Below are 24,497 nucleotides of genomic sequence, written 5' to 3' on the forward strand. Positions count from 1 at the left end.
GCTTGTTTTGGCCGCCGCCAAGCCGCTCGGTGCCGACACCGCCCGACCGGGATTGCCGTAAAGCCGAACAATTAATTCACTATGTTTTTCCCCTATTTCGTGGCACATTTGCGGTCATCCGCCAAGTGGGTTTGTCAGGTGGCTGTCATGCTGTGGGTTCTGTCGCGTCGCAGTATTTTTGCGTTTGTTTGTCTGGCTTTACTGTCCAACTTTCGGCCCGTCGCGGGCATCGCGGAAGGTGCCGGTGCAGCGCATGGCAACGCCATCCACGTCTCGGGTTCTGTCCAGGCGACCGAGGGGGGCACATCGCGCCCGCTTGCGGTGCAGGATCCGGTTTTCGTCCGCGATGTTGTCTCGACCGGGGATAAGGCGCGGGCGGATCTGTTATTCCCCAGCGGGCTGGTGCTGCAACTGGGCGCACAGACCTCGATTGCGTTGACCGAGTTGGTCGAGGCGGCGGGGTTTGCCTTTGATCTGGCGCAGGGGGCGATCCTGGTGGACAAACCGCCCGCGTCGTCTGCGGTGCCACTGACCATCGACAGCGTATTCGGGCGGGTCGCGGTGCGCGGGACGTCGTTCTTTGTCGGCCCCAGCCGGGGCAGTTTCAGCGTCTTTGTCGCGCGCGGCCATGTCGAGGTGACAGCGGGCGGCGCGACAGTCACGGTTGCCGAAGGGCAGGGCGTGAGCATCGCCGAACCCGGCGCGGTGCCCGGTACGGTCAGCGTCTGGTCCGCCGAGCGCGTGGCCGAGGCGCTGAGTCAATTCGACTGACGCCCGTGCGCCCGCGATCCGCCATGATGTGGCGTCGGTGGGCCGTTCCGCTCAGTGCTCTGGCCGTGGCCTTGCTGCTTGTACTGGGTCTGAGCGTGGTTGCCCCCGAGGCGCGCGCGCGCCTTGTGACGTTCGGCGAAGACGCAGCCCTTGCCTATAGCGGATGGGCACAGGATGCCCCGAACCGTGTCGTCATCGTCAATATCGATTCCGCGTCCTTGCAAGAGGTGGGCCCCTGGCCGTGGCGCAGAAAACTGATCGCCATGATGGTCAAGGCGGTTGGCAGGGCCGGGGCAAGCGCGGTCGCGGTGGATATCCTGTTTGCCGGTGCGGACACCCGGTCGCCCGCCGCGATGGCCCGGGCACTTGCACAAGCGACCGGGCGAACGGAACTTGCCCGGACAGTTCCCGGCCCGGATGACGATCAGCTTTTCGCCGCCGCCATGACCTCGACGCCGACGGTTCTGGGCTTTGCGCTGGCCCCCGCGGGCGGGGCCACACCGCGCAGTGCGCCGGTGTTGATGCCCGCAGGAGCGGCCGAGGGGTTCTGGGCGGCCGCCGGGGCCGAGGCGGCCGATACCACGCTGGCCGCCGCCGCTGCCGGACAGGGCGCGCTGGCCATTCTCACCGAACCCGACGGCGTGGTGCGCCGGGTGCCTGTGGTCGTCTCGATCGAAGGGGCCGCGCTGCCCGGCCTCGCTCTCGAAGCGTCGCGGGTGGTATCGGGGGCACCCTTTATACGGCTGGACCCGATTGCGGGTCGTTTTGCGGCCGGTGCGGTGCAGGGTCGGATGGATGCCCGCGGGTTCCTGCGACTGCTCCCCCGAGGCCGGCCAGGACGCGGCCCAATATCGGTGTCGGCGGCAGACGTGCTGGCAGGACGCTTCGACCCCGACCAGTTTCGGGGCCGCCTGGTCATGATCGGCGGGTCGGCCCCCGAAATCGGTGCGATCCGCAGCCTGCCATGGGGTGAAACCGCGGCAACGGTCGAGATACAGGCCCGCGCGGCGCAACAAATGCTGTTGGGCCTGACCCCGGTTTCGGCCAGCGCAGGGATGGTCTGGGGCTCGGTCGCGCTAGCGGTGGTTCTGAGCGCGCTGATCCCTCTGGCCCCTCCGATCCTTGCCGTGCTGGGGTTGCTGGCCGGTGTCGGCGCGTTCGTGATGCTGTCTCTGCGGCTGGCGCAGGATTTGATCCTGTTCGATCCGGTGTTTCCCGGCACCGTTCTGCTGCTGTCCGGCCTCTGCGGGCTGGTCGCGTCCTTCGCGATCAGCCGTCGGCAGGCGGCCCGCATCCGGCAGCGGTTCGAACAGCATCTTGCCCCTCAGGTGGTGGCCCGGATCGTCAAGGCGCCGCACCTGATGAAACAAAGCGGCGAGCGGCGGGTCGTGACCGCGCTGTTCACCGACCTTGAGGGGTTCTCGGCGATGACCCGGCGGACCGGACCAGAGCGGCTGATCGAGATGCTGGACCAGTATTTCGAGGGCATCACGGCGATCATCCTGCGTCACGGCGGCATGGTGGACAAGATCGTGGGCGATGCGGTCCACGTGCTGTTCAATGCTCCGATCGACCAACCCGATCACGCGCTTTCGGCCCTGCGCTGCGCCACCGAGATCGCCACCTGGTCCGAAGCGCTGCGCCAGCGCCCCGATCTGGCGGCCGACGGCTTTGGCCGGACCCGGATCGGCATCGAAACCGGGCCTGCCGTGGTCGGGGACGTGGGGCGGGGGGCCAAGCTGGACTACACGGCGCATGGGGATGTCATCAACACGGCGGCGCGCCTTGAAGCGATGAACAAGGAGCTGGGCACCACCATCTGTGTCGGTCCCGGAACCGCCTCGCTGTGCCCGCCCGGCATGTTGCGCGCGATTGGCCGTGTCTCGATCCGGGGCATCGGTGACGGCGTTGAGGTGTTCACCACGCTCGGCCCCGATCCCCCCGGCTTTGCCCTGTTACGAAAGGAACATGCCAAAAGGTGAACCCGCGTTAACGATTGCATCACGCCAGAGCGAATCTGGCTCTTTCCAAACGACCAGACTGCACCAAAAACACATAGGGAGAATAAGATGTTGAACTTGAATTCGATCAACAGCCGCGAAGATTTCAAATGGGAAGTGATCCGCAAGGCGCACACCGACAGCGCCTTTCGCAGCGCCCTGCGGCAGGACCCGGCTGGCACTGTCGGCAAGATGGCAAAGGTGAACGGGCTCAAGGTGAACCTGCATCAGGAGACGCCCGATAACGTCTATTTCCTGATCAACTACAACCCCGATCTGCCGGGCGGCGCCGGGGCGATCACCGTCAATCCAACCGACAACCCCGAAGAGGTGGTGGTCAAGAAAGCGTGGAAAGACCCGGCCTATCGCGCCAAGCTGGTGGCCAATCCAGATGCGGTGCTGCGGGCGGAATTCGGCGCTGGAATGCCCGCCGGGGCCAAGCTGATGGTGCTGGAGGAAGGCAAGGACACGCTGGAACTGATCCTGCCCGCCAATCTGGACAGCGACACCGGCGCGGCCCCTGCTGCCAGCAGCGAGCTGAGCGACGAGGAACTCGAAGGCGTCGCGGGCGGCGGCTTTTTCTCGTGGCTGGCGGTCAAGCTGGGGATGACCAGCAGCTCCTCTTCGTGCAACGCATCCACCAACTCGGGCAGCTGTGGTTGCTCGTCGGCCAGCGGGGTGCGCGCCTAGGATCAGCCAAGGCCCAGCCGGTGTCGGCTGGGCTGCTGGCCTTTGCACATACCATGTCACTGACCCAGACCGACCTCAGGCAGATCGCAACGGGGGCCCTGACGCTGGACGAGCGTCTGGCCCTGCCGGACACCGCCTTTGTTGCGGACCCCGGGGCGGTGCAGCGGCGGCTGGATCATTGGCGGCGCAGTCTGGGCGAGGATTTCCCCGACCGGCTGGGCAAACGTCTGGCGCAACTGGACCTGAGCGAGGCCCGCGCGGCAATGCTGATGGGTGGGCTTCGACCCGATGCGCTGACCGTGCTGCCGGACTGGACGCGCGCGCTGGCTGATCTGGCCCCTGCCTTTGCGCTGGACATCCCGGTGCCCGCCGATTTGGCCGAGATTCCGTTTGCAGATCTGCTGTGGCCTCTGGCCCGTCTTGCCGGAACCCGGATTATGACGCGCCATCCCGACCTTGCCGCGCTGCTGACGGACCAAGCACAAGAGGACATCGACGCGGCCCTCTTGCGGATTTTGTCGACGGTCACGGCGCACAGCCTGTTCGCCGAGTTTGACCTGTGGCGCAGGCTCCGTCGGGGGGGCGACCCTTATGGCAGTTTCGTACGGCATTTCCGGGCGGCTGGTCATGTGGCGTTTCTGCGTGAATACCCTGTGCTGGCGCGGCGGATCGTGACCTTTGTAGAGAGCCACATTCGGACCACCGCCCAGTTCCTGACCCGTCTGGCCGCGGATACCAAGGCGCTGGCGGCCGCTGGTGATCTGCCCGTGGCGCGGCTCAATATCGGCCTGTCAGACCGGCATGACGGCGGCGCGACGGTGATCCTTGTCGACTTTGCCTCGGGCCGCAAGCTGGTCTACAAGCCCAAGCCGATCGAGCCTGAAATCTGGTTCAACGACTTCGCGCACGCGGCAGGGACGCTGGCGAACATTCCGGGCGGGCTGGTTCGGCCGGGGTTACTGGCGCTTGCCCGCGATGGCTATGGCTGGGTCGGGTATATCGAGCATCTGACCTGCACCGCCCCCGATCAGGTCGAACGATACTATCGCCGCGCTGGCGGGCTGGCCGCGCTGGTCCACCTGATCAACGGTTATGACTTCCACGAGGAAAACGTCATCGCCTCGGGCGAATGGCCGACGCTGGTCGATTTCGAAACCCTGTTCAACCCCGAGCCCCTGCGCCCGGACGGGCAGGACCGTCCGCAATGGTCGGTGTTCTCGGTCATGGACACGATGCTGCTGACCGCCTGGATGCCCTCGGCGCAGGGGGGATCGGTTGATATTGGCGGGTTCACCGGGTGCCTGGACGATGTCGCGCAGCACAAGGCGCAGTACCTGGACCCCAACAGCGCGACCATGCGCTGGGGCATCATGCCAAAACCTCCGCGGCGGGGCAGCAACCTGGTGCGGCTGGGCGATCAGCCCCAGCGGCTGGCAGATCACTTGGCCCCTTTCCGGGACGGTTTCAGCCGGGTCTTCAGGGCTGTGCGCGACAAGGCGGGCACCGGGCTGGACGCGCTGATCGCACGGGCTGAAACGCTCGAATTCCGGCACATCCTGCGTCACACCCGGATTTACGTGACCCTGCTGGAGGCCAGCTATCACCCCGATCTCAACCGGGACGGAATCGCGTTGAGCCTGCATTACGAGCAGGTGATGCGCGTCACCTTTCTGGGTAGCTGGAAACGCGATCAGGCCGATTTCGCGCGTCAGGAACAGGCCGAGTTGATGGCCGAGGACGTGCCTGTCTTCACCCGGCGCAATGACGGGCGCGATCTGCTGTCGGTCACGGGTGCCGCCGTTCGCGGGTTCTTTGGCAATTCCGGGATCGACGCGTTCCGGCGGCATCTGGCGCTGACCTCCGAGGATGAACTGTGGCGGCAGATCGAGTTGGTGAACGCCGCCGTGTTCGCAGCGGGCGCAACCCCCGCGACATTGCGCGCCGGGGTCGAGGGGGACGCCTTTGCCCCCGTGGCCGAGGCTGCACGCTCCGACGACATGCTGACCGAACGCGCGGCCCAGATCGGGCGCGATCTGATCCGGCGGGCTTTTGTGGCGCCGAACGGTGGTCTGAATTGGCAGGGCGCGGTCCCGTCTGACGCGCACCGGCGCTATCAGGTCGGCGGGCTGGATCAAGGGGTCTATGCCGGCAATGGCGGGATTGCCCTGTTCCTTGCCGTTCTGGACAGGGCACTGCCGGGGCAAGGCTTTGCCGATGCCGCCCGCGCGACCGTGTCGATGGCCCCCGAAGATTTCGGCCGCCCCGAGGATGTGGCGACGTTCCGGGTGCCGATCGGCGGCTATTCCGGGGCCGGGGCGCTGATCTATGCCAATGTTCGTCTTGCAGCGCTGCTGGATGACCCGGCGCCTCTTGGCGCGGCGCTGCGACTGGCCGGGCTTTTGTCCCCGGTCCACATTCACATGGATACCCAGTTCGACGTGCTGAACGGATCGGCGGGGTTGATCCTGGCCCTGCTCGATCTGGCGCAAGCCTCGGGCGAGCCGCGCTGCCTGACATTGGCCGAGGTCGCCGGCGACCATCTGCTGGCCCATGCCGTGGCGCAAGGCGATACGCTGGCCTGGCCCACGATCGAGGGGCTGTTGCACGGCGGTTTCGCCCATGGCGCGGCGGGTATCGCGGTGGCTCTGATCCGTCTGGGGCATCGTCTGGGACGCGACGATTTCGTGCGCGCAGGTCACGCCGCGCTGGGCTTTCAGGCCCGCCTTTGGGACGCCGCGCAGACCAATTGGCGCGATACAAGGCGCGAGGACGGCGCCTGCTCCTGCCAGTGGTGCTACGGCGCGGCGGGAACCGGGTTTGCCTATCTGGCCCTGTCCGGCCTGCTGCCTGACGCCACGACCCGCGAGGGCACTGACAGGGCCGCCCGCGCAGTCAGCGGGGCGAGTGCGGCGCTGGTCGATCACCTGTGCTGCGGCAATGCGGGCTCGGTCATGTTGCTGATGCGGGCCGGCCAGCCCAAGGCCGCGCGCCCGATGGCCGTGGGGCTGGCGACCGCAAGGGCAACGCCGGGCGATTTTGTCCTCTATCCGCGTGGCACCTATGCGCCGCCGCTGCGCCAGCCGGTGTTTCCGGGCCTGATGCAGGGCACTGCCGGGATCGGATTGACCCTGTTGTCTGTGGCCCGGCCCGATCTGCCGATCCCGGATGTCATGACCCTGTCGGCCCCAAACAGAAGGCACGCAGCATGAGCGATCAGTCATCCCGAGTATTTCGCAAGGCGGCGCTGGACCGGCTGTCGGACCCCGACCAGCTGGACGAAGCGATCCGCGTGGTGCGCCCGTTCGATCTGGTCGCGGTGCTGGCGCTGGCCTGCCTTGTCGCGGCGGGCGTGGTCTGGCTGTTTCTCGGGCAGGTCAAGACGCTGGTCCCCGGCGACGGGATCTTTGCCCCGGCCGATGGCGCGATCGTTCAGGTCAGCGCCCCCGCCGAGGGCAGCCTCAGCGCGCTGCTGGTGACCACCGGGCAGGCGGTGACGGCGGGAATGCCGCTGGCCCAGATCAGCCAGCCCGAGCTGCGGCTGGAACTGGCGCAGGCGCAGGCGGCAGTGGCCGAGTTGCAGGCTCGGAACGCAACCCGAGAGGCGCAGATCGCAGACCGCGCCCGCTCGCGCGATGCAGGGTTGGCGGCGCGGCGCGCGGCGCTGGACGAACAGATCGCGGCCACCACCCGGCGCGTCTCTGTGCAGGCCGATCAACTGGCCCGGGACGAGGCCTTGCTGGCGCGTGGGCTGGTCGTGCGACGGGCGGTCGAAGACAGCCGCCGCCAACTGGACGATGCCCGACAGGCCCTGCTGGATTTCAAGGCCGCCCTTGTGGCTCTGGACGGCGAGGCGCTGGCGGCGAAGCAACAGGATGATCGGGATCGCGCGGCCTTGGCCGAGGAACTGCGCATCCAGCAAGAGCGGGTGACACAGCTGGACCTGCGCGCGCGGGAATTCCAGGTGGTGTTGGCCCCAGCGGACGGGCGGGTCAAAGAATTGCTGGCCCGGCCCGGCGAACGCGTGGCGCCGGGTGTGCGGATCGCCACGCTGGAAACCGGCGCGGCCCCGGTCCGGCTGGTGGCCTATGTCGCGCCGGAAACCGGCAAACGCATTGCACCGGGCATGGCGGCGCTGGTGGTGCCATCAACGGTGCGGCGCGCCGAAACGGGCGGGCTGCGGGCGCGGGTTCTGTCCGTCTCCTCGGCGCCGGTCAGCCCGCAGGCGATGATCGCCGTGCTGGGCAATGAAAGCTTGCTGCCCCGGTTCGCGCCGCTTGGTGCGCCCTTCGAAGTGGTGATCGAGCTGGAGCGTGACACCGACACCGGCGCGCCGCTTTGGGCCACGGGGCAGGGCCCGACGCTGGAGATCGACAGCGGCACGCTGGCAACGGCCGAGATCACGGTCCGGATCGATCCGCCGATCGCACTGCTGATGCCCGCCATCAAGGCGCTGTTGCGCGGCGGAGGCGGGTCATGACGGCGGCGGTCGGGACACAACCCATGCCACAGGCTCGGCGGCGCAAGGTGCCCACCGTTCTGCAGTTCGAGGCGGTGGAATGCGGCGCGGCCTGTCTGGCGATGATCCTGGCGCGGCAGGGCCGCTTCGTGCCGGTCGAATTGTTGCGCAGCCTGTGCGGTGTCACGCGGGACGGGGCCAAGGCCAGCAACATCCTCAAGGCCGCGCGCAGCTTCGGGCTCGAGGCGCGGGGCTTTCGCAAGGAACCGGGCGAGCTGGGCACATTGACCATGCCCGTGATCCTGCACTGGAATTTCGAACATTTCGTGGTGCTGGAGGGCATCCGGGGCCGGCGCTGCTGGATCAACGATCCGGCCACGGGGCGCCGCGTGATCGGCACCGACGAGTTGGACCGCGCTTTTACCGGCGTCGTGCTGACATTCGCCCGGACCGAGGCGTTCCGTCCGGGCGGCAAGGCAGCCGGTGCCGCGGCGATGCTGTGGCGGCGTCTGGCTGCGGCCTCGGGGGCGTTGACGCTGATCGCGCTGCTGGCTGTGTGTCTGGTTGCGACGGGGCTGGTTCTGCCCGCTGCCATTCGGGTGTTTGTCGATGGCATCCTGGTGGCCGGGCAAAGCCACTGGCTGCCGGTGGTGATCGGGGGGCTGGCCGTGACCGCGCTGGTGCGGGCGGGTCTGATCCTGGTCGAGCAATCGCTGCTGGTGCGCCTGAACACCCGGATCGCGGTGTCCGGCGCAGGGCGGCTGGTCTGGCATCTGCTGCGGCTGCCGATCGCGTTTTTCATGCAGCGCCATGCAGCTGAAATCGCCGATCGCATCAACACCAACGACGAAACCGCGCGGTTGTTGTCGACCGAGGTGTCGCAGACCGTTCTCAAGCTGGTCGAGGTGCTGCTCTACGGTCTGGTTCTGGTGGTGATGGCGCCGGTCGCCGGGCTGGCGGTCTGGGCGATGGCGATCCCCAACCTGCTGGTGCTGTGGCTGTTCTCGGACCGTCTGCGCCGCACCGCCGAGACCCTTCGCCTGCGCGAAAGCCGGCTGGTCGCCCATACCGCCGGGATCATCCAGAACATCGAGACGATCCGTGCCTCGGGGCGCGAGGCGGCGGCGTTTCGGAAATGGGCGGGTTTGCATGCGCAGGTCTCCAATCACCTGCGCCGGAACGCCATCGAAGAGGCCGTGTTCGGCGCGCTGCCGGTGCTGTTGCGCGGGCTCTCTGGGGCCGGGGTCGTCGCACTGGGGGGCTGGTCGGTGCTGGAGGGGCGTTTTACCCTCGGGGATTTTCTGGCGTTCCAGACGCTCTCGGCCAGTTTCCTTGCCCCGCTCGGGGCGTTTCTGGCCCTCGGCCCGGATCTGGCCAATGTCCGCACCGGGCTGATGCGGGCCGAGGATGCGATGCGCTATCCCGTCCCGCCCGAGCCTGACACGGATTCCATTTCTGGTCCGGCAGCAGGGGGCCTTGCCGTGTCAGGGCTGAGCTTTGGCTACTCCCCTCTGGATCCGCCGCTGGTAGAGGGGATCGACCTGACCGTAACCCCCGGTGCGTCGGTTGCGCTGGTGGGGCTGTCGGGCAGTGGCAAATCCACCTTGGGCCGGCTGATCTGTGGCCTGCTGGAGCCAAGGGGCGGCGACATCCTTCTGGATGGGCGCGCATTGCGCAGCGTTCCAAAGTTGGAGCGCGCCAACCAGATCGCCTATGTCGACCAAGAGATCTTTCTGTTCGAAGGCACGGTGCGCGATAACCTGACGCTCTGGCTGTCCTCTGCACCCGATGCCGACCTGTTGCGCGCCCTGGACGATGCGGCGCTGCTGGACGACATCCTGGCCCGGCCCGGCGGCCTGTCAGCCCCAGTGGCCGAGGGCGGCGCGAATTTCTCGGGCGGGCAGCGGCAGCGGCTGGAAATCGCGCGGGCGCTTGTCTCGGACCCCGCCGTGATCGTGCTGGACGAGGCGACGGCAGCCCTTGATCCCGAGGTCGAGGCGCAGGTGGTGGACCGCCTGTCCCGCCGCGGCATCACGCAGGTCGTCATCGCGCACCGGCTCAGCACGATCCGCGACGCGGGCGAGATCATCGTGCTGGAACGGGGACGGATCGTCGAGCGCGGCACCCATGACGGCCTCTTGGCTCGGGGCGGGGCCTATACGGCATTGGTGGGGGCGACATGACCGCAGCGCTAACGGGCACTTCGCTGGATCTTGGGCGCAACGAGGGCGCATGGTCCGTCACACAGGGCGTCTATGACGTCTACTTTGAACCGGCGTCGTCCGGGCGCCGTCAGTTCCTGTTTCGGGTTGAACCGGGGGGTGTTCTGATCGGCGTCAGTGCCAATGGAACGCCAAGCGGCGACCGCCTGATTGCGATCGGGCGCGCCGGGGCGTCTGTGCAGACCATTCCCGCGACGACCGAGGTCATTTCGCACTGGGCCCGCCGCTGGGTGCCGCCGCTGGTGCCTGCGGTGCAGGGCTGGCCCGGGCTCTTGGGGCCCGATCCGATCGACCTGGCGGCGGGGCAGGTCGCGCGCGTTGCCGCTGCCGAGGTCGGGCTTCTGCATCTGCAGTCCGGTACGGCGCGCTTGTGGGGGGAAACCGATCTTCCGGTCGGGCCTTGTGCCGCCGGACCCGGTGTCTGGATCGCCGCCGGAGAGTCAGGGTGCGTCGCCAGTCTGGAACCCGGCGACATCGGCTGCAATGCTCTGGCGCCCTTGATGGCGGGCGTTCTGCGGGTTCTGGCGATCCGGGCCGAGGCCGACGCCTCCGCGCGCGCCGCGGCAACCGACCGAACCGCGCGCGAGAACGCCCATCGCCTGCATCAGGCCGTGGCTCGCTTGGCGCATCCCGGGGACGCGGTCGATAGCGCGGCGCTGAATGGTGACACCTTCCATATTGATCAGGCCGATCAGGCGGTGATCGCGGCGCTTGCATCCGTGCACCGGCTGGAACACGCAAGCTGGAGCCGCGCTGACGCTGACCGCGCGCTGGCCGTTCCGGTCGAACGCGGCTATGCCGCCGCCCCGGAACGCGTGCGGCGCATCCTCAAAAGCCTGGGAACAGGGGCGCGATCCGTGCGGATCGATACAGCGTTCTGGCAGGGCCATAGCCCGCCCCTGATCGCTTGGCGGGGCGATGCAGGCGATATCGGCGCCCTGTCACGGCAACGCGGGCAATGGCAGTTCACCACCGCCACAAGCGAAGATATCATTCGCCCCCGCGACCGCGCCGCATTCCGCAGCGAGGCATTGCAGCTTTATCCCTGGGACAGGCAGGCGCGCAGCGGTCTGGCGGGATTGCTGCGGCATGCCACGCGCGGCTCGGGGGGGGATCGGGCGCGGATGGTGTTTGCCGGCCTGATGGTGGCCCTTGGCGGGATGGCGATGCCCTTCCTGCTCCATGCGATGATCGAAAGCGCGCTGCCACAGGGCAACCGCGTGTTCCTTGCCGTGCTGATCGCAGGGATGGCGGTGATGGCACTCACGCAGGCCCTGTTCGATCTGATCCTGAAGTTGGTTTCGGCGCGGATCGCGGCGCGGCTGGAGTTGCGGACGCAGCCCTTTGTCGTCCAAAGGCTGATGCGATTGCCCCTGAGCTTCTTCAAATCCCGCGCCAGTGGCGATCTGCTGGACCGCGCCCTTGGTCTGAACGCGGCGCGGATGATCCTTGGGGCCAGCGCGGCAAGTCTGATCCTGGCGGTGCCGTTGGCGCTGGCGGGGCTGGTGCCGATGCTGGTGTTCGATCCGCTGCTGGCCGTGGTCGGGATCGGCCTGGTCGGGATTGGCAGCCTTGTGCAACTGGCACTTTCCGTGCCGGTACAGACCCGAAACCGCGAAGCCTATGAACAACAAGGCAAGGTCGAGGGCCAGGTTTTGCAGTTCTTTCGCGGCATCGCCAAACTGCGCGTCGCGGCTGCCGAACCCCGGGCGATGGCGCTTTGGGCCGGGGCCTATGCCCGGGTGCGCGACGCCCGGATCGCCGCTCAACGCTGGACCGCCCTGCAAGACGTCACCGCAGAGCTGTTCGGGCTGCTGTCCTACGCGGTGCTGATACTGGCGGTGGTCTGGCGCAACGGGATGCTCTCTGACGCCCCCGTGACCGAGATACCGATCCCCGCAGCGGCCTTCATCGCCTTTGCGGCGGCCTTTGGACAGGCGATGCTGGCCGGTCGCACGGCAAGCCGGGCACTGGTCGGTCTGGCCGAGGGTTTGGCGCTGGCCCGTCGTGCGGCCCCCTTGCTGGAAACGCCCGTCGAGGAGCACGCGGACCATATCCTGCCGCCCAGGCTTTCCGGCGCGATCGAGCTGCGCGGGATCACCTTTCGCCACGATCCCGAAGGGCCCGCCGTGCTGGACGGGGTCAGCCTGTCGGTCGCGCCGGGCTCAAAGGTTGCCATCGTGGGGCCTTCGGGCAGTGGCAAGTCCACGCTTCTGCGCCTGATCCTTGGTCTGGAACGCCCCGAGACCGGCGAAATCCTGTTCGACGGTCTACCGTTGGACCGGATCGACCCGGCCAGCCTGCGCGAACAGGTCGGCGCGGTCCTGCAAGACGGTCGGATCAGCGCGGGCTCGATTCTGGACAATATCTCGGGCGACCGCGTGCTGGGGATCCACGACGCCTGGGACGCCGCGCGCCGGGTCGGGCTGGACCGCGATATCGAGGCGATGCCGATGGGGATGCACACGCTGTTGCTGGATGGCGGATCAAGCGTCTCGGGCGGCCAACGGCAACGCATCCTGATCGCCCGTGCCATCGCAGGCACCCCCGCGATCATGGTCCTGGACGAGGCGACAAGCGCGCTCGACAACCGGGTGCAGGCGCAGGTCATGGACACGCTGCGCACCATGAGCGTGACGCGGGTGGTCGTGGCCCACCGATTGTCGACGATCCGCGATGCCGATCTGATCCACGTGCTTGTGCGCGGCAAGATCGTGCAAAGCGGGACCTATGACAGCCTTGCCGCCACCGACGGCCCCTTCCGGGACATGATCCAGCGGCAATCCCTGTAACCAAATGCGCAAGGGCACCAGATGAAAACGATCCTCTACTTCTTCGGTCTGTTTCACGACGACGACATCCACTGGTTTGCCAATACTGGTCAGGTTCGCACTCTGGCCCCCAAAGCGGTGCTGATCCGGCAGGGGGTGCCGCTGGACGACCTGTTCATCGTGCTGGACGGTCAGGCGCGCGTTGCGCTGGCCGATGGCCGCGTGGTGGCGACACGCAGCACCGGTGACATGCTGGGCGAAATGAGCTTTGTCGACGCCGCGCCGCCTTCGGCCACGGTGACGGCGCTGGACAGCCTGACAGTGCTGGCGATGAACCGGGATCGGATGCGCGCCCGGCTTGAGGCAGAGCCGGCCTTTGCCGCCCGCTTTTATCGCGCATTGGCCATTCTGCTGTCCGACCGTCTGCGGGCGGCGACGGGGCAGGGCGGGGACGGCCTGGCGCCGGATGAGCTGGATGAAACGGTGCTGGACACGCTGTCGATGGCCGGCACCCGCTTCAACGACCTGCTAGCCGCGCTGGGCCGCGCATGAGCACCCTCCCACGGATCACGGCAGAGCGTCTTGCCGATCCGGCTGCTGCGTCGTCCCTGGCGGTCGAACTGGCCAAATCCGGGGGGGTCGGGCGCGCGGTGGACAACGACCGGCTGTTCTATTTCGGCAGCTGGGAACGGGTCAGTGCCGCCTTCGCCGATCCCGGTCTGGTCCGCGAACACCCGGACCGGCCGGTGCCGGATCATCCGTCCGGACGCAGGCCATCGCCGGGCCTGATAGAGCTGGACCAGACCTGGCCGGTGTTTCGCGATCCGCCCGCCCACGGGCCGCTGCGACAGGCGCTGGCCTCGGCCTTGTTCGGCCTGCCCACCGGCGATATGGCCCGCATCATCGACGATCGGATCGGCGAACTGGCGAAAACCCTCCGGTCGCAAGATGTCTTTGACGGGGCCCGAGACCTGTCCCCGCAGGTGCCCGCTGCCGCCATGGTGGCCCTGACCGGGTTTCGCGCGGATGCGGCCCGCGCGGTCGAGGCGCTGGTCCTGTCCATGCTGGACCGTGGCACCCCTCAGTCCGCCTTTGTCGCGGCCCGCGTTGCGCTGGTCGATGCGCTCAGCGGGGCGCTTGCCGACGGGATCGGCGATGGCCTGCTGTCACGGCTGCGCAGGCTGATGCCGGACGCCCCCTTGCCGCAGGTTCTGTCGCTGACAGTGTTCGTGCTGACCACCGGGCATGGGGGTGTGCGCGATGCGATCTCGGCGGCGCTGTGGCTGGCGGCGACCGGGGCCGATCAGGGCGGGCTCGGTGCTGCAGTGCGTAGCGGCCAATCCCTTGAGACGGCGTTTCACGAAACGCTCCGCCTTTGTCCGCCTTTGCGCATGGTGGATCGCTGGGTCGCGGCGGACCGGAGCATCGGCAGAGTGCCGCTGCGGCGGGGCGACCGTGTCTACCTGCTGATCGGTGCGGCCTGCCGCGACCCGGCCCGTTTTGCGGCGCCTGACCGGTTTGATGCGACCCGCGTTCCCGCACGCGGCCTTGGTTTTGGGTCCGGGGCGCATGCCTGTCTGGGACAGGCCCTTGCCCCGGTCCTGTGGTCCTCGGTCCTGCGCCAGATGCTGCGCGGCGACCGGAGCGTGGTCCCGAATGGCGCCGCCCAGTGGTCAACGCGCTCCGATGACGGCGGGCTCGAGTCCTTGCCCCTGCGTTGGGCCTGACGCCGCTAGGGACAGCCCCTTGAAACGCGACTTAGTCCGGGCGCGTGTATAGCCCCGGCACCAGGTTTTCGGCCAGCGCCTTCAGGGTTTCGGGCGGTGTGCCCGGTGCTTGTGGGGTGCCGTAATGCACGTCATAGCTGCCGCCAAGTTTTGCTAATAATTCAGACACATAGCGTAGCGATGCGACCTCTCTCCCGACGTCGTCATTGCCGCCGCTCAGCAGTTTGGCCAGCCTCCGCGTGCGGTAATAGTGGCGCGAATTACGCATGTCCGCCGAGGCCGGAACGATCGGCGCATCGCAGGCCGCCGACATGCGGGTGATGCCGGTGCGCCAGGGCGGCTCGACCAGCAATCCGTTTCGCATCCCCGGCACCTTGCCCGAGCCGAACACCAGCAGCGCGCCCCCCTCTTGCAGATGCGCCTGCATCCCGGCTCGTGTCTGGCGCGCGGTCAGAACGTGGTCTTTTCGGTCCAGATCCACCGGCACGATGCGATCCGCGCCCAGGAACCGCTCAGCCTCGCGGTTGGCGACGACCTTCAGGTCCGGGCGGTGGTGCAGCAGCGCGCCGGCATGCGCGATGAAATCGAAGGTCCCGATCGGGTGGGTCGAGCCGATGACGACCGGCCCCGCCTGTGGGACATTCTCCAGCCCGTGGGCGGTGATCCGGGTGCCGCCGTTCATCTCCAGCAGGGCCTGCACCAGCGCGGTATCGGTGCGCCCGTCCAGCGCGCGCAGCACCTGCTCGGCCTCGCGCAGGGCGAAAAACGCCTGTCCCGTCACCGTCCGGCTGACCCCGTCGACCGAGGACATCAGCATCCGCAGCGCCGTCAGGCGCAGATCGGCGCCCTCGGCAATGCGCAGCCGCGCCCGCAAGAGTTCGTCCATCGGAGAGGGGGTGCGCTGCTGTGCCAAGCCGTTTTCCTTCGTCTTTTTCGCACGCTAGCACGGCTGGCCAGTCCCTGCACCTGTTCCGACGCATGGCGAAATCTGTGGTCAGCGGCCCGGCTTCGGGTAAGATGGCCGCAACAGGCACCCGAAAACTGGGGCCATAGGGAAGGACAGGGTGACATGACGACTCCGGTGACCATCGGCATCGACGAGGTGATGCTGAATTTCTCGCCCACCAGCCTGCAAATCCTGAACGCGGTGCTGGCGGTGGTGATGTTCTCGATCGCCATCGACATGAAGCCCGCCGATTTCCGCAAGCTGGCGCATTCACCGAAATCTCTGATCACCGGGCTGGTGTCGCAATTCGTGGTGCTGCCGGTGGTGACCTTTTGCATGATCCTGGTGACGAACCCGCAGCCCTCGATCGCGTTGGGGCTGATTTTGGTGGCGGCTTGTCCGGGCGGGAATATCTCGAACTTCATCACGCATCGTGCGGGCGGCAACGCGGCGCTGTCGGTGTCGATGACGGCGTTTTCCACGGTCGGCTCGATCATCCTGACGCCGCTGAACATCGCGCTTTGGGGCAGCCTCTATCCCCCGACACGGGCGGTGCTGCGCGAAACCTCGATCGACCCGCTGTCGGTGGTCATCACGGTGGGCGTGATGCTGGTCCTGCCGCTGTGCCTTGGGGTGCTGCTGAACATGCGCCGCCCCGACATCACCGCCCATCTGCGCACGCCGCTGCAATACCTGTCGATGGGGATTTTCGTGGGCTTCGTGGTGCTGGCCCTGTCGGCCAACTGGTCGCTGTTCCTGCAATTCGCGGGGGCGGTGGCGGGGCTGGTGATCCTGCACAACTCGCTGGCGCTGGGGGCCGGGCTGGCCACGGCCACGGCGGCGCGTCTGCCCGCCTTTGACCGCCGCGCCATCATGATCGAGACGGGCATCCAGAATTCCGGCCTGGGCCTGGTGCTGATCTTCGGCTTTTTCGGGGGCTTGGGGGGCATGGCCGTGGTTGCCGCCTTCTGGGGCATCTGGCACGCCATTTCCGGGATCGCGCTGGCCGGGGTTCTGGCCCGCCATCCCGTAGAGCACTAAGCGAACGGCCGGAGAGCAAATCGCCCCCCGGCCGATCCGATCTTATTCCACGACGCAATCGGCGAAATACAGCGTCTCGCCGTTCTCGCCGGTTTCCGTGACCAGCCCGTGGATGTCGGTTTCAAATCCGGGGCAGGCGCGCGCGAATTCGCGGTTGAAGCGCAGGTAATCCACGATCTTGGTGTTGAACACCTCGCCCGGGATCAGCAGCGGAATGCCCGGCGGATACGGCGTCACCAGCGAGGTGGTGATCCGGCCCTCAAGGTCATCAATCGACACACGCTCGGTCTTGCGGCGGGCGATGTGGCTGAACGCTTCGGTCGGGGTCATTGCCGGGTGGTGATCCGACAGGTAGATCTCGGTCGACAGGCGGGCCACGTCGTACTTGGCATAGAGCGCATGGACGTGCTGGCACAGATCGCGCAGGCCCATCTTCTCATAGCGGGGCTGTTTCTGGCTGAACTCGGGCATCACGCGCCACAGCGGCTGGTTGCGGTCGTAGTCGTCCTTGAACTGCTGCAACGAGGCCAGCAGCGTGTTCCAGCGGCCCTTGGTGATGCCGATGGTGAACATGATGAAGAAGCTGTACAGCCCGGTCTTTTCGACCACGACGCCATGCTCGGAAAGGTATTTCGACACGATCGAGGCGGGGATGCCCGATTCCTCGAACCGGCCGTCGATGTTCAGGCCGGGGGTGACGATGGTGGCCTTGATCGGGTCCAGCATATTGAATCCGCGCGCCATGTCGCCGAACCCGTGCCAGGCGTCCTCGCCCGAGGATTCCACGCCCTCGCTGTCGGTTTTCTTCAGCTCCCACGCCTTGGCGCGGCCGATGCCTTCTTCGGCCAGCTCGTCCGGGCCCCAGACCTGGAACCACCAATCGTTGCCGAACTCCTCGTCGACCTTGCGCATGGCGCGGCGGAAATCCATCGCCTCTTGCAGCGATTCCTCGACCAGCGCGGTGCCGCCGGGGGGTTCCATCATCGCCGCCGCGACGTCGCAGGACGCGATGATCGAGTATTGCGGGCTGGTCGAGGTGTGCATCAGGTACGCCTCGTTGAACAGGTGGCGGTCCAGCTTGGTTTCCTCGCTGTCCTGCACCAGAACGTGGCTGGCCTGGCTGATGCCCGCCAGCAGCTTGTGCACCGACTGGGTGACATAGGTGACCGAATGCTTGGTGCGTCCGCGCTTGCGGCCCATCGCGTGATAGGTGCCGTAGAACGGGTGGAACGCGGCATGGGGCAGCCAGGCCTCGTCGAAATGCAGGTTCTCGATCCAGCCGTCCAGCGCGCCCTTGATGACCTCGGTGTTGTACAGCACGCCGTCATAGGTCGATTGCGTGACGGTCATGATCCGCGGCTTCACCGTGTCAGCGTCATAGCCCGCCAGCAGCGGGTTCTCGCGGATCTTGGCCTTGATCGCTTCGGGCTCGAATTCGCTGCGCTGGATCGGGCCGATGATGCCCCAATGGTTGCGCGTCGGTTTCAGGAAGACCGGGATCGCGCCCGTCATGATGATCGAGTGCAGGATCGACTTGTGGCAGTTGCGGTCCACCACGACGACATCGCCGGGGGCCACGGTGTGGTGCCAGACCATCTTGTTGCTGGTCGAAGTGCCGTTGGTCACAAAGAAGCAGTGATCGGCGTTGAAGATCCGCGCCGCATTCTTTTCGGATTCTCCGATGGCACCATTGTGGTCCAGCAGCTGGCCCAGCTCCTCGACCGCGTTGCACACGTCGGCGCGCAGCATGTTTTCACCGTAGAACTGGTGATACATCTGCCCGATCGGCGATTTCAGAAACGCCACGCCGCCCGAATGCCCCGGGCAGTGCCACGAGTACGAGCCGTCCTCGGCGTAATCCAGCAGCTGCTTGAAGAACGGCGGCTGGATGTATTCCAGATAGCCCTTGGCCTCGCGGATGATGTGCTTGGCCACGAACTCGGGCGTATCCTCGAACATGTGGATAAAGCCGTGCAGCTCGCGCAGGATGTCGTTGGGCAGGTGGCGGCTGGTCTTGGTTTCGCCGTAGACATAGATCGGCACGTCGGCGTTTTTCCAGCGTACTTCCTCGATGAAATTGCGCAAGTTCAGAACGGCGGGGTCCAGATCGGGACCGGGGGTGAATTCCTCGTCGTCGATCGACAGCACAAAGGCGCTGGCGCGCGATTGCTGCTGCGCGAATTGCGACAGGTCGCCATAGCTGGTGACGCCCAGCACCTCGAAACCCTCTTTCTCGATCGCTTCGGCCAGGGCGCGGATGCCCAACCCCGATGTGTTTTCAGAGCGGAAATCTTCGTCGATGATAACGATGGGAAAGCGGAACTTCATGAGTCTCTCCTCGGGGGACGGCAGCCTGCCCCCTTGTTTCGCCCATGGGCTTCCGCGTCAAGGGTTGCTGCCGGATTAGGGCATAAACCCGCGTCAGATCAGGCCAATTGCCGCTTGGCCGGGGCCAATGCGTCACACATCGGCGATCCGGCCCATCCATGCCGGAACGGGCAGCCCGGCCATCCGCGCCATCTGCCAGCCCAGCACCTGGTTCGATGACAGCACCGGCACGCCCAGCTTGGCCTCCAGCGGGGCGATGATGTCCAGCGTGCGCAGGTTGGTGCAGGACAGGAACACCCCGTCCACCTGCGCGCGGCCTGCCACCTCGCCCGCCGCCGCGCTGATCGAGGCCGGGTCGATCCGCGCCACGCGCGCCTCGACCTCCTCGCCGAACGACAGGGTTGCGGGCACCGCAAAGCCCGCCGCCTCGAACGCGCGCTTGATGGGGCCCGCGACCGACTCCACATAAGGCGACACCACCCCGATCCGCCGCAGCCCCAGCGCCCGCATCGCCGCCAGCGCGGCACTCAGCGGGTCGGTGACGGCGGCCGTGTCCACCTCGGCCCCGACCAGCGCATGCACGCGCGGCGCCCCGATCAGCGTGGTGCCGGAGGTGCAGCCATAGCCCACCGCATCGAACCGCGCCGCCTGTGGCAGCAACCGCGCGGCGGCGGGCAGGGTGCCCTCCATCGTCGCGATGGTGTCCGGCGTCAGCTCCTCCCCCGAGGGGATGCGCGTGACGTGCAGCTTGGCCAGTTCGGGCGGGAAAATCCGGCGAAAATCCTGCTCGATGGTTTCGTCCACCTGCAACACGATCAGCCCCAGCACCGGCTGCGGATCATTGCTCAGCTCATAGGGAAAGGCGCTCATTCGTGGATCTCCGGCAATTCAGACGGTGCGCGCGGCGACAGCAATTCCGGCCCGTCCGCCCGCAAGACGATGTTTTCCTCGTGCACCTGAATGACGCCCTCGCGCAGCACCGCACCCGGTTCCAGCGTCAGCACCATGCCTTCGCGCAGCTCGGTCGTGTCCAGCGCCGTGAACGAGGGCCACTCGGTCAGCGTGATCCCCAGCCCGTGACCCAGCCGCCCGCCACCCGGTTCCGCCCCGTGCCGTCGCAAGCCGTCGCACAGCATCCGGTGCACATCGCAGGCCCGGTGGCCGGGGCGCAGCGCCTCCAACACCGATTGCGTCGCGCCCCACAGCGCCGCATGCGCCCGTTTCGCCGCGTCCGAGGCCCGCCCGATCGCGAAATTCCGGTCGTAATCGCAGAAATATCCGTTCCGCACCGCGCCGGTGTCCAGCATCAGCACGTCACCCGGTTGCAGCGGCGTTTCAGCGGCGGGCGAGATCACATCGCCATATCCGTCCGGCCCCGCACCGCCCGCGACATAGCTGACCCAATCGGCGCCCTCTTGCAGCAGAGTGACCTGAAAATCGCGGAACACCCGGTCCAGCGGACGGCCCGCCCCGGCAAACTCGGGCACCCGGTCGAACGCGCGCCCCGCAATGGCACAGCTTTCGCGGATACGGGCGATCTCGGCCTCGGATTTGACCTCGCGCACCAGCTGCACCACGTCCGTCGCATCGACGAACCGACGTGGCGCCAGTTTGCGGCCCAGTTCCGCATAATCGGCCAAAGGCATCCGCAACTGCGTCTCCAGCCCCATCGGCACGCCGATCTGCCCCTCGGGGCCAACCAGCCCGGCCAGAGTCTCGGCCAGCAGGCTGACGCCATCGTCGCGCGGGTCGGGCGCGTCCCAGGTCCGGATCTGCGGCATCCATGTGCGCCCCATCAGCTCTGCCCCGATCGAGGGGATCACCGCCACCGGCTCTCCGGCGCTTGGCACCACGATGAACCACGGGCGGGCCGGGCTTTCCCAGAACCGCGTCAGGAAACCGGTCACGTAAAACACATCCGCGGCCGAGGTCAGTAGCACCGCCCCCATCCCCGCCGCGTCCATATGCGCCTGCAACCGGGCCACGCGGTCCCGGTATTCCTGCGCCGGAAAGATCAGCGATCGCTCAGGCATCCTCGCCCCCCTCGCTCAGGATCGCCAGCACCCGCGCCTGCGGGTCGTCGATGACGCCTGCCAGCAGCGCCGCCAACCCGGCCCCGCCTGATGGCGTCGTGGCCAGACCGGCCCCCGCCAGCACCGGCATGGCATCAAACGCCTCATCCTCGCTGATCGTCACGAACAGATCGGCGTCGCGCGACAGCCCCGCCAGCGCGATCATCGAGGAGGTCTTGCAGTCCAGCCGCCCCATCGCCGAGACCGGCCCGTGCGTCTCCACCACCTGACCCGCCTGGATCGAGGCTTGCAGCGCTGGCGCCGCCTCGGGTTCCACCACGATGATCTGTGGCCCGTTCCCCCAAACCGCGCGCGAATGGGCGGCGACAGCGGCGGCCAGGCCGCCGACACCGGCTTGCAACAGGATATGCGTCGGCGGGGCAGGGATCTGCCGCGCGGCCTCGGCGGCCATCTGGGTGTACCCCTCCATCACCCGCAGCGGCATCTCGGTATATCCGGGCCAAGAGCTGTCCGAAAGCAGCGTCCACCCGTTCGTTGCGGCCGCCTGTTCCGCAGCGGCCATGCTGTCCTCGTAGATCGCCCCGGCGCGTTCGACCGTGGCGCCCATCGCCCGCAGGCGTTGGGCGAACCCCTCGGGCACGGTGTGCGACAGGTAGATCACCGCCCGCGCCCCGAACAGCCGCGCCCCCGCCGCCACTGACAGCCCGTGATTGCCCGCGCTGGCGGTGACATAGGTCCGCCCGGTCAGCGCCTGCGCCCAGTCCTTTCCGGTCGCCGCCGCCTCGCGCGCGATGGCATAGGCCGCCCCCAGCGCCTTGAAGCTGCCCAGCCCCATCCGGCCGCGTTCATCCTTGACCCACAGCTCGGCCACGCCTGCGCGCTTGGCCAGATCGGGGCAGTCGCGCAGCGGGGTTTCTGCATGGGCCGGGCATTGCGCCAACAGCGCGGCCACGGGGGCGGCATCGGCCAACGGCAAGGGCGCATCCAGCACCAGCCCGGCACCTCGCCAACGGTTCGAAACGGTCTCGGTCATGGGGCCTCCTGCAATTATCTGGGGTCAGAGTAGCGCAGGCCGCGCCAAAGCTTCCGGAAAGCTTTGGCCGAAACGGGCCGAAAATACGTGCTAAAGCTGCTATAAGGGACGAATTTCGGCTCATGCGCAAAAATCCTCTGACCATAGCGCCGAAAATCCGCCATCCTGCGGAGATGGACAGATTCGACGCCCAGATCCTTGATGCCATCCAACGCAACGCCCGTCTGACGGCCGAGGCGCTCTCGCCGCTGGTCGGCCTGTCGCCCGATGCCTGCCGGAAACGGCTGGCGCGGTTGCGCGCCTCGGGCGTGATCGAGGCCGAGATCGCCGTGCTGGACCCGACCCGCATCGGCCGCGGCCTGATGCTGATCGTCGAGGTCAGCCTGCAGAACGAACGCAAGACCGATCTGGACGCGTTCAAGGCCCGCATGACCGACACCCCCGAGGTCATGCAGTGCTATTACGTCACCGGCAACGCGGATTTCATCCTGCTGATTTCGGCCCGCGACATGGCCGATTACGAGAGCTTCACCCGCCGCCATTTCTTCAGCCAGGACAACGTCGTCCGCTTCCGCACCAGCGCGGTGATGGAGCGGGTCAAGACCGGTTTTGCCATGCCGGTCCAGCCCGACGACTAACCCTTACCACGCATCCACATAGCGCCCGCCGGGCCGCGCCTGTCCGGCGGTGGCCAGCGCGCGGGTGATCTCTTCGCGGGTGCGGGCGGGGTCGATCACCGCGTCGAACTCCAGCAGGCTGGCGGCGTTCAGCGCCTTGCCGCGCTCGTACAGCTCGTCCACCAGGCGTTTGTACTCGGCCTCGCGCGCCGCGGGGTCGGTGATCGCGGCCAGATGATCGCGCGCGCCCAGTTTGACCGCGCCCTCCAGCCCCATCGCGCCAACCTCGCCGCTGGGCCAGGCACAGCAGAAATGCGGCCGGTCCAGCCCGCCGCCCGCCATCGCCATTGCCCCCAGCCCGTAGGCCTTGCGCAGGATCACGGTCACCAGCGGCTGGCTGAAATGCGCCCCGGCCAGGAACAGCCGCGAGATATGCGCCACCTGTCCGGTCTTTTCGATCTCGGGGCCAACCATGAAACCCGGCGTGTCGCACAGCGTCAGCACCGGAATGCCCCACGCGTCGCACAGCTGCAAGAATCGCGCGCCCTTGTCGGCGGCGGCGGCATCAATCGCGCCGCCCAGATGCAGCGGGTTGTTGGCCAGAACGCCCATCGCGCGCCCCTCGATCCGGGCAAAGCCGGTGATCATCCCGGTGCCAAAGCCGCGCCGCAGTTCCAGAAAACTGCCCGCATCGACGATCGAGTCCACGGCCGCGCGCATATCATAAGCCCGGGTGCGGTCCGCCGGCACCACGTCGCGCGGGTCGGTCTGCGGCGGCTGCGCCGCGCCGCTGGCACCCAGCGTCAGCAGCGCGCGGGCGGCCTGCACGGCCTCGCCCTCGTCCTCGACCAGCAGGTCGATCACGCCGTTGGCCACCTGCACCTCCGAGGGGCCAATGTCGGTGGGCTTCACCACGCCCAGCCCGCCGCCTTCGATCATCGCGGGGCCGCCCATGCCGATCCAGCTGTTGCGCGTGGCGATCCGCAAATCGCACACGCCGAACATCGCCGCGTTGCCCGCGAAACAGAACCCCGCCGCGATGCCGATCTTCGGCCCCTTATGCGCCGCGAAATGCCGGAACGAGGTCACGTTCAGCCACGCCGCCATGATCGCGCCGACGTCGTAATCGTTCGGCCGCCCGCCGCCGCCCTCGGCGAAAATCACGATCGGCAGGTCATCGCGCGATGCGATCTCGATCAGCCGGTCCATCTTGCGGTGATGGTTAAAGCCCTGCGTGCCCGCCATCACCATGTAATCCACCGCCATCGCCGCGACGGGCCGCCCGCCGACCAGCCCGGTGCCCACGATGATGCCGTCGCCCTGGGTGCGGCTGTGCAGCTCCTCCAGCGGGCGGCGGGTGCGTTGCGCGGCCACCGCCAGCGCGCCGTATTCCGAGAAACTGCCCGCGTCGAACAGCGCCTCGATATTTTCCCGCGCCGTCCGCATCCCCGAGGCATGGCGTTTCGCCACCGCCTGTTCGCGCGCGGCATCGTCCAGCAGCGCCATCCGGGTCTGGTACTCGGCGAAATCGGCGCGCGGGGCCGGGGCGGCGGTTTCGGCCTTTTGCGCCACCTCGGCCTGTGTCAGCGTCACCAGCGCCTCGCCGCCACGCAGCTCGTCACCGATGCTGACATGGATCGCCGCCACAATCCCACTCGAGGGCGCGCAGATGTCGTGGTGCATCTTCATCAGCTCGGTCGACAGCAGCTGCGCTCCCGCGGGCACTTCGTCACCGACGGCGACATGGATGGCTGCGACAAGTGCGGCGCTTTCGGCACGGATGATGGTCATGGCTCCCCCCTCTGACGTCTTAGGAGGGACGATGGCACGGCCCCGCCCACACGCCTAGCCGGTAGGACGCT

Annotated in this window: 17 protein-coding genes; 11 read left to right on the forward strand and 6 right to left on the reverse strand. The window is 67.4% G+C overall.

Annotated elements, in window-relative coordinates; all coding sequences use genetic code 11:
* Positions 1 to 147 precede the first annotated feature (147 nt).
* The 9 genes from E7681_RS14255 to E7681_RS14295 all read left to right on the forward strand — a co-directional run bounded on the left by E7681_RS14255 (position 148) and on the right by E7681_RS14295 (position 14,637).
* The gene (locus E7681_RS14255; RefSeq protein WP_168733223.1) at positions 148 to 771 is read left to right on the forward strand and encodes a FecR domain-containing protein; all 624 of its coding nucleotides are present in this window, start codon (positions 148 to 150) and stop codon (positions 769 to 771) included.
* Positions 772 to 794: 23 nt separating this feature from the next.
* Entirely contained in the window at positions 795 to 2,753 is a 1,959-nt protein-coding gene (locus tag E7681_RS14260) for a CHASE2 domain-containing protein (RefSeq protein ID WP_136339987.1), read from the forward strand.
* A gap of 87 nt (positions 2,754 to 2,840) precedes the next feature.
* Positions 2,841 to 3,461 carry an NHLP leader peptide family RiPP precursor gene (locus E7681_RS14265; RefSeq protein WP_136339988.1) on the forward strand — a complete coding sequence of 207 codons (621 nt, stop codon included), beginning with the start codon at positions 2,841 to 2,843 and terminating at the stop codon, positions 3,459 to 3,461.
* A 53-nt stretch (positions 3,462 to 3,514) separates the two neighbouring features.
* Complete coding sequence (gene lanM, locus E7681_RS14270) at positions 3,515 to 6,670, forward strand: type 2 lanthipeptide synthetase LanM (RefSeq protein WP_136339989.1); 3,156 nt, start codon at positions 3,515 to 3,517, stop codon at positions 6,668 to 6,670.
* On the forward strand, positions 6,667 to 7,938 hold the full coding sequence (locus E7681_RS14275) for an NHLP bacteriocin system secretion protein (RefSeq protein ID WP_136339990.1): 1,272 nt from the start codon (positions 6,667 to 6,669) through the stop codon (positions 7,936 to 7,938). The genes lanM and E7681_RS14275 overlap by 4 nt, the downstream gene beginning before the upstream one ends.
* Positions 7,939 to 7,961: 23 nt before the next feature.
* Positions 7,962 to 10,100, forward strand: coding sequence for a cysteine peptidase family C39 domain-containing protein (locus tag E7681_RS14280; protein ID WP_211089807.1), 2,139 nt, complete (start codon positions 7,962 to 7,964; stop codon positions 10,098 to 10,100).
* Positions 10,097 to 12,931, forward strand: a complete 2,835-nt coding sequence (locus E7681_RS14285; protein ID WP_136339992.1) for an ATP-binding cassette domain-containing protein — start codon at positions 10,097 to 10,099, stop codon at positions 12,929 to 12,931. The genes E7681_RS14280 and E7681_RS14285 overlap by 4 nt, the downstream gene beginning before the upstream one ends.
* 21 nt (positions 12,932 to 12,952) lie before the next feature.
* Positions 12,953 to 13,462, forward strand: coding sequence for a cyclic nucleotide-binding domain-containing protein (locus E7681_RS14290; protein ID WP_136339993.1), 510 nt, complete (start codon positions 12,953 to 12,955; stop codon positions 13,460 to 13,462).
* Positions 13,459 to 14,637 (forward strand): cytochrome P450, encoded by a 1,179-nt coding sequence (locus E7681_RS14295; protein ID WP_136339994.1) that lies wholly within the window; start codon positions 13,459 to 13,461, stop codon positions 14,635 to 14,637. Before E7681_RS14290 ends, E7681_RS14295 begins: the two co-directional genes overlap by 4 nt.
* 31 nt (positions 14,638 to 14,668) lie before the next feature.
* On the opposite strand, the gene E7681_RS14300 is transcribed toward E7681_RS14295, so the two are convergent.
* A complete protein-coding gene (locus E7681_RS14300; protein ID WP_136339995.1) occupies positions 14,669 to 15,550 on the reverse strand; it encodes a 1-acyl-sn-glycerol-3-phosphate acyltransferase in 882 nt (293 codons plus the stop codon).
* 156 nt (positions 15,551 to 15,706) lie between these two features.
* On the opposite strand from E7681_RS14300, the gene E7681_RS14305 reads away from it, so the two are divergent.
* On the forward strand, positions 15,707 to 16,624 hold the full coding sequence (locus E7681_RS14305) for a bile acid:sodium symporter family protein (RefSeq protein WP_136339996.1): 918 nt from the start codon (positions 15,707 to 15,709) through the stop codon (positions 16,622 to 16,624).
* A 42-nt stretch (positions 16,625 to 16,666) separates the two neighbouring features.
* Here the strand turns inward: E7681_RS14305 and E7681_RS14310 are convergent, their stop codons facing one another.
* The 4 genes from E7681_RS14310 to E7681_RS14325 form a co-directional block, all read right to left on the reverse strand.
* Positions 16,667 to 18,952: an arginine/lysine/ornithine decarboxylase gene (locus E7681_RS14310; RefSeq protein ID WP_136339997.1), complete on the reverse strand. Its 2,286-nt coding sequence runs from the start codon at positions 18,950 to 18,952 to the stop codon at positions 16,667 to 16,669.
* Positions 18,953 to 19,084: 132 nt separating this feature from the next.
* On the reverse strand, positions 19,085 to 19,822 hold the full coding sequence (locus tag E7681_RS14315; RefSeq protein WP_136339998.1) for a maleate cis-trans isomerase family protein: 738 nt from the start codon (positions 19,820 to 19,822) through the stop codon (positions 19,085 to 19,087).
* The gene (locus tag E7681_RS14320; RefSeq protein WP_136339999.1) at positions 19,819 to 20,985 is read right to left on the reverse strand and encodes a M24 family metallopeptidase; all 1,167 of its coding nucleotides are present in this window, start codon (positions 20,983 to 20,985) and stop codon (positions 19,819 to 19,821) included. Before E7681_RS14320 ends, E7681_RS14315 begins: the two co-directional genes overlap by 4 nt.
* A complete protein-coding gene (locus tag E7681_RS14325; RefSeq protein ID WP_136340000.1) occupies positions 20,978 to 22,018 on the reverse strand; it encodes a pyridoxal-phosphate dependent enzyme in 1,041 nt (346 codons plus the stop codon). The genes E7681_RS14320 and E7681_RS14325 overlap by 8 nt, the downstream gene beginning before the upstream one ends.
* Positions 22,019 to 22,191: 173 nt before the next feature.
* Here E7681_RS14325 and E7681_RS14330 point away from each other — a divergent pair, with 173 nt between their 5' ends.
* Positions 22,192 to 22,656 carry an Lrp/AsnC family transcriptional regulator gene (locus E7681_RS14330; RefSeq protein ID WP_136340001.1) on the forward strand — a complete coding sequence of 155 codons (465 nt, stop codon included), beginning with the start codon at positions 22,192 to 22,194 and terminating at the stop codon, positions 22,654 to 22,656.
* A gap of 3 nt (positions 22,657 to 22,659) precedes the next feature.
* On the opposite strand, the gene E7681_RS14335 is transcribed toward E7681_RS14330, so the two are convergent.
* Positions 22,660 to 24,426, reverse strand: a complete 1,767-nt coding sequence (locus tag E7681_RS14335) for a carboxyl transferase domain-containing protein (RefSeq protein WP_136340002.1) — start codon at positions 24,424 to 24,426, stop codon at positions 22,660 to 22,662.
* Between the last annotated feature and the right edge of the window lie 71 nt (positions 24,427 to 24,497).

Source organism: Thalassobius vesicularis (assembly GCF_004799325.1).
Classification (GTDB): domain Bacteria; phylum Pseudomonadota; class Alphaproteobacteria; order Rhodobacterales; family Rhodobacteraceae; genus Thalassobius; species Thalassobius vesicularis.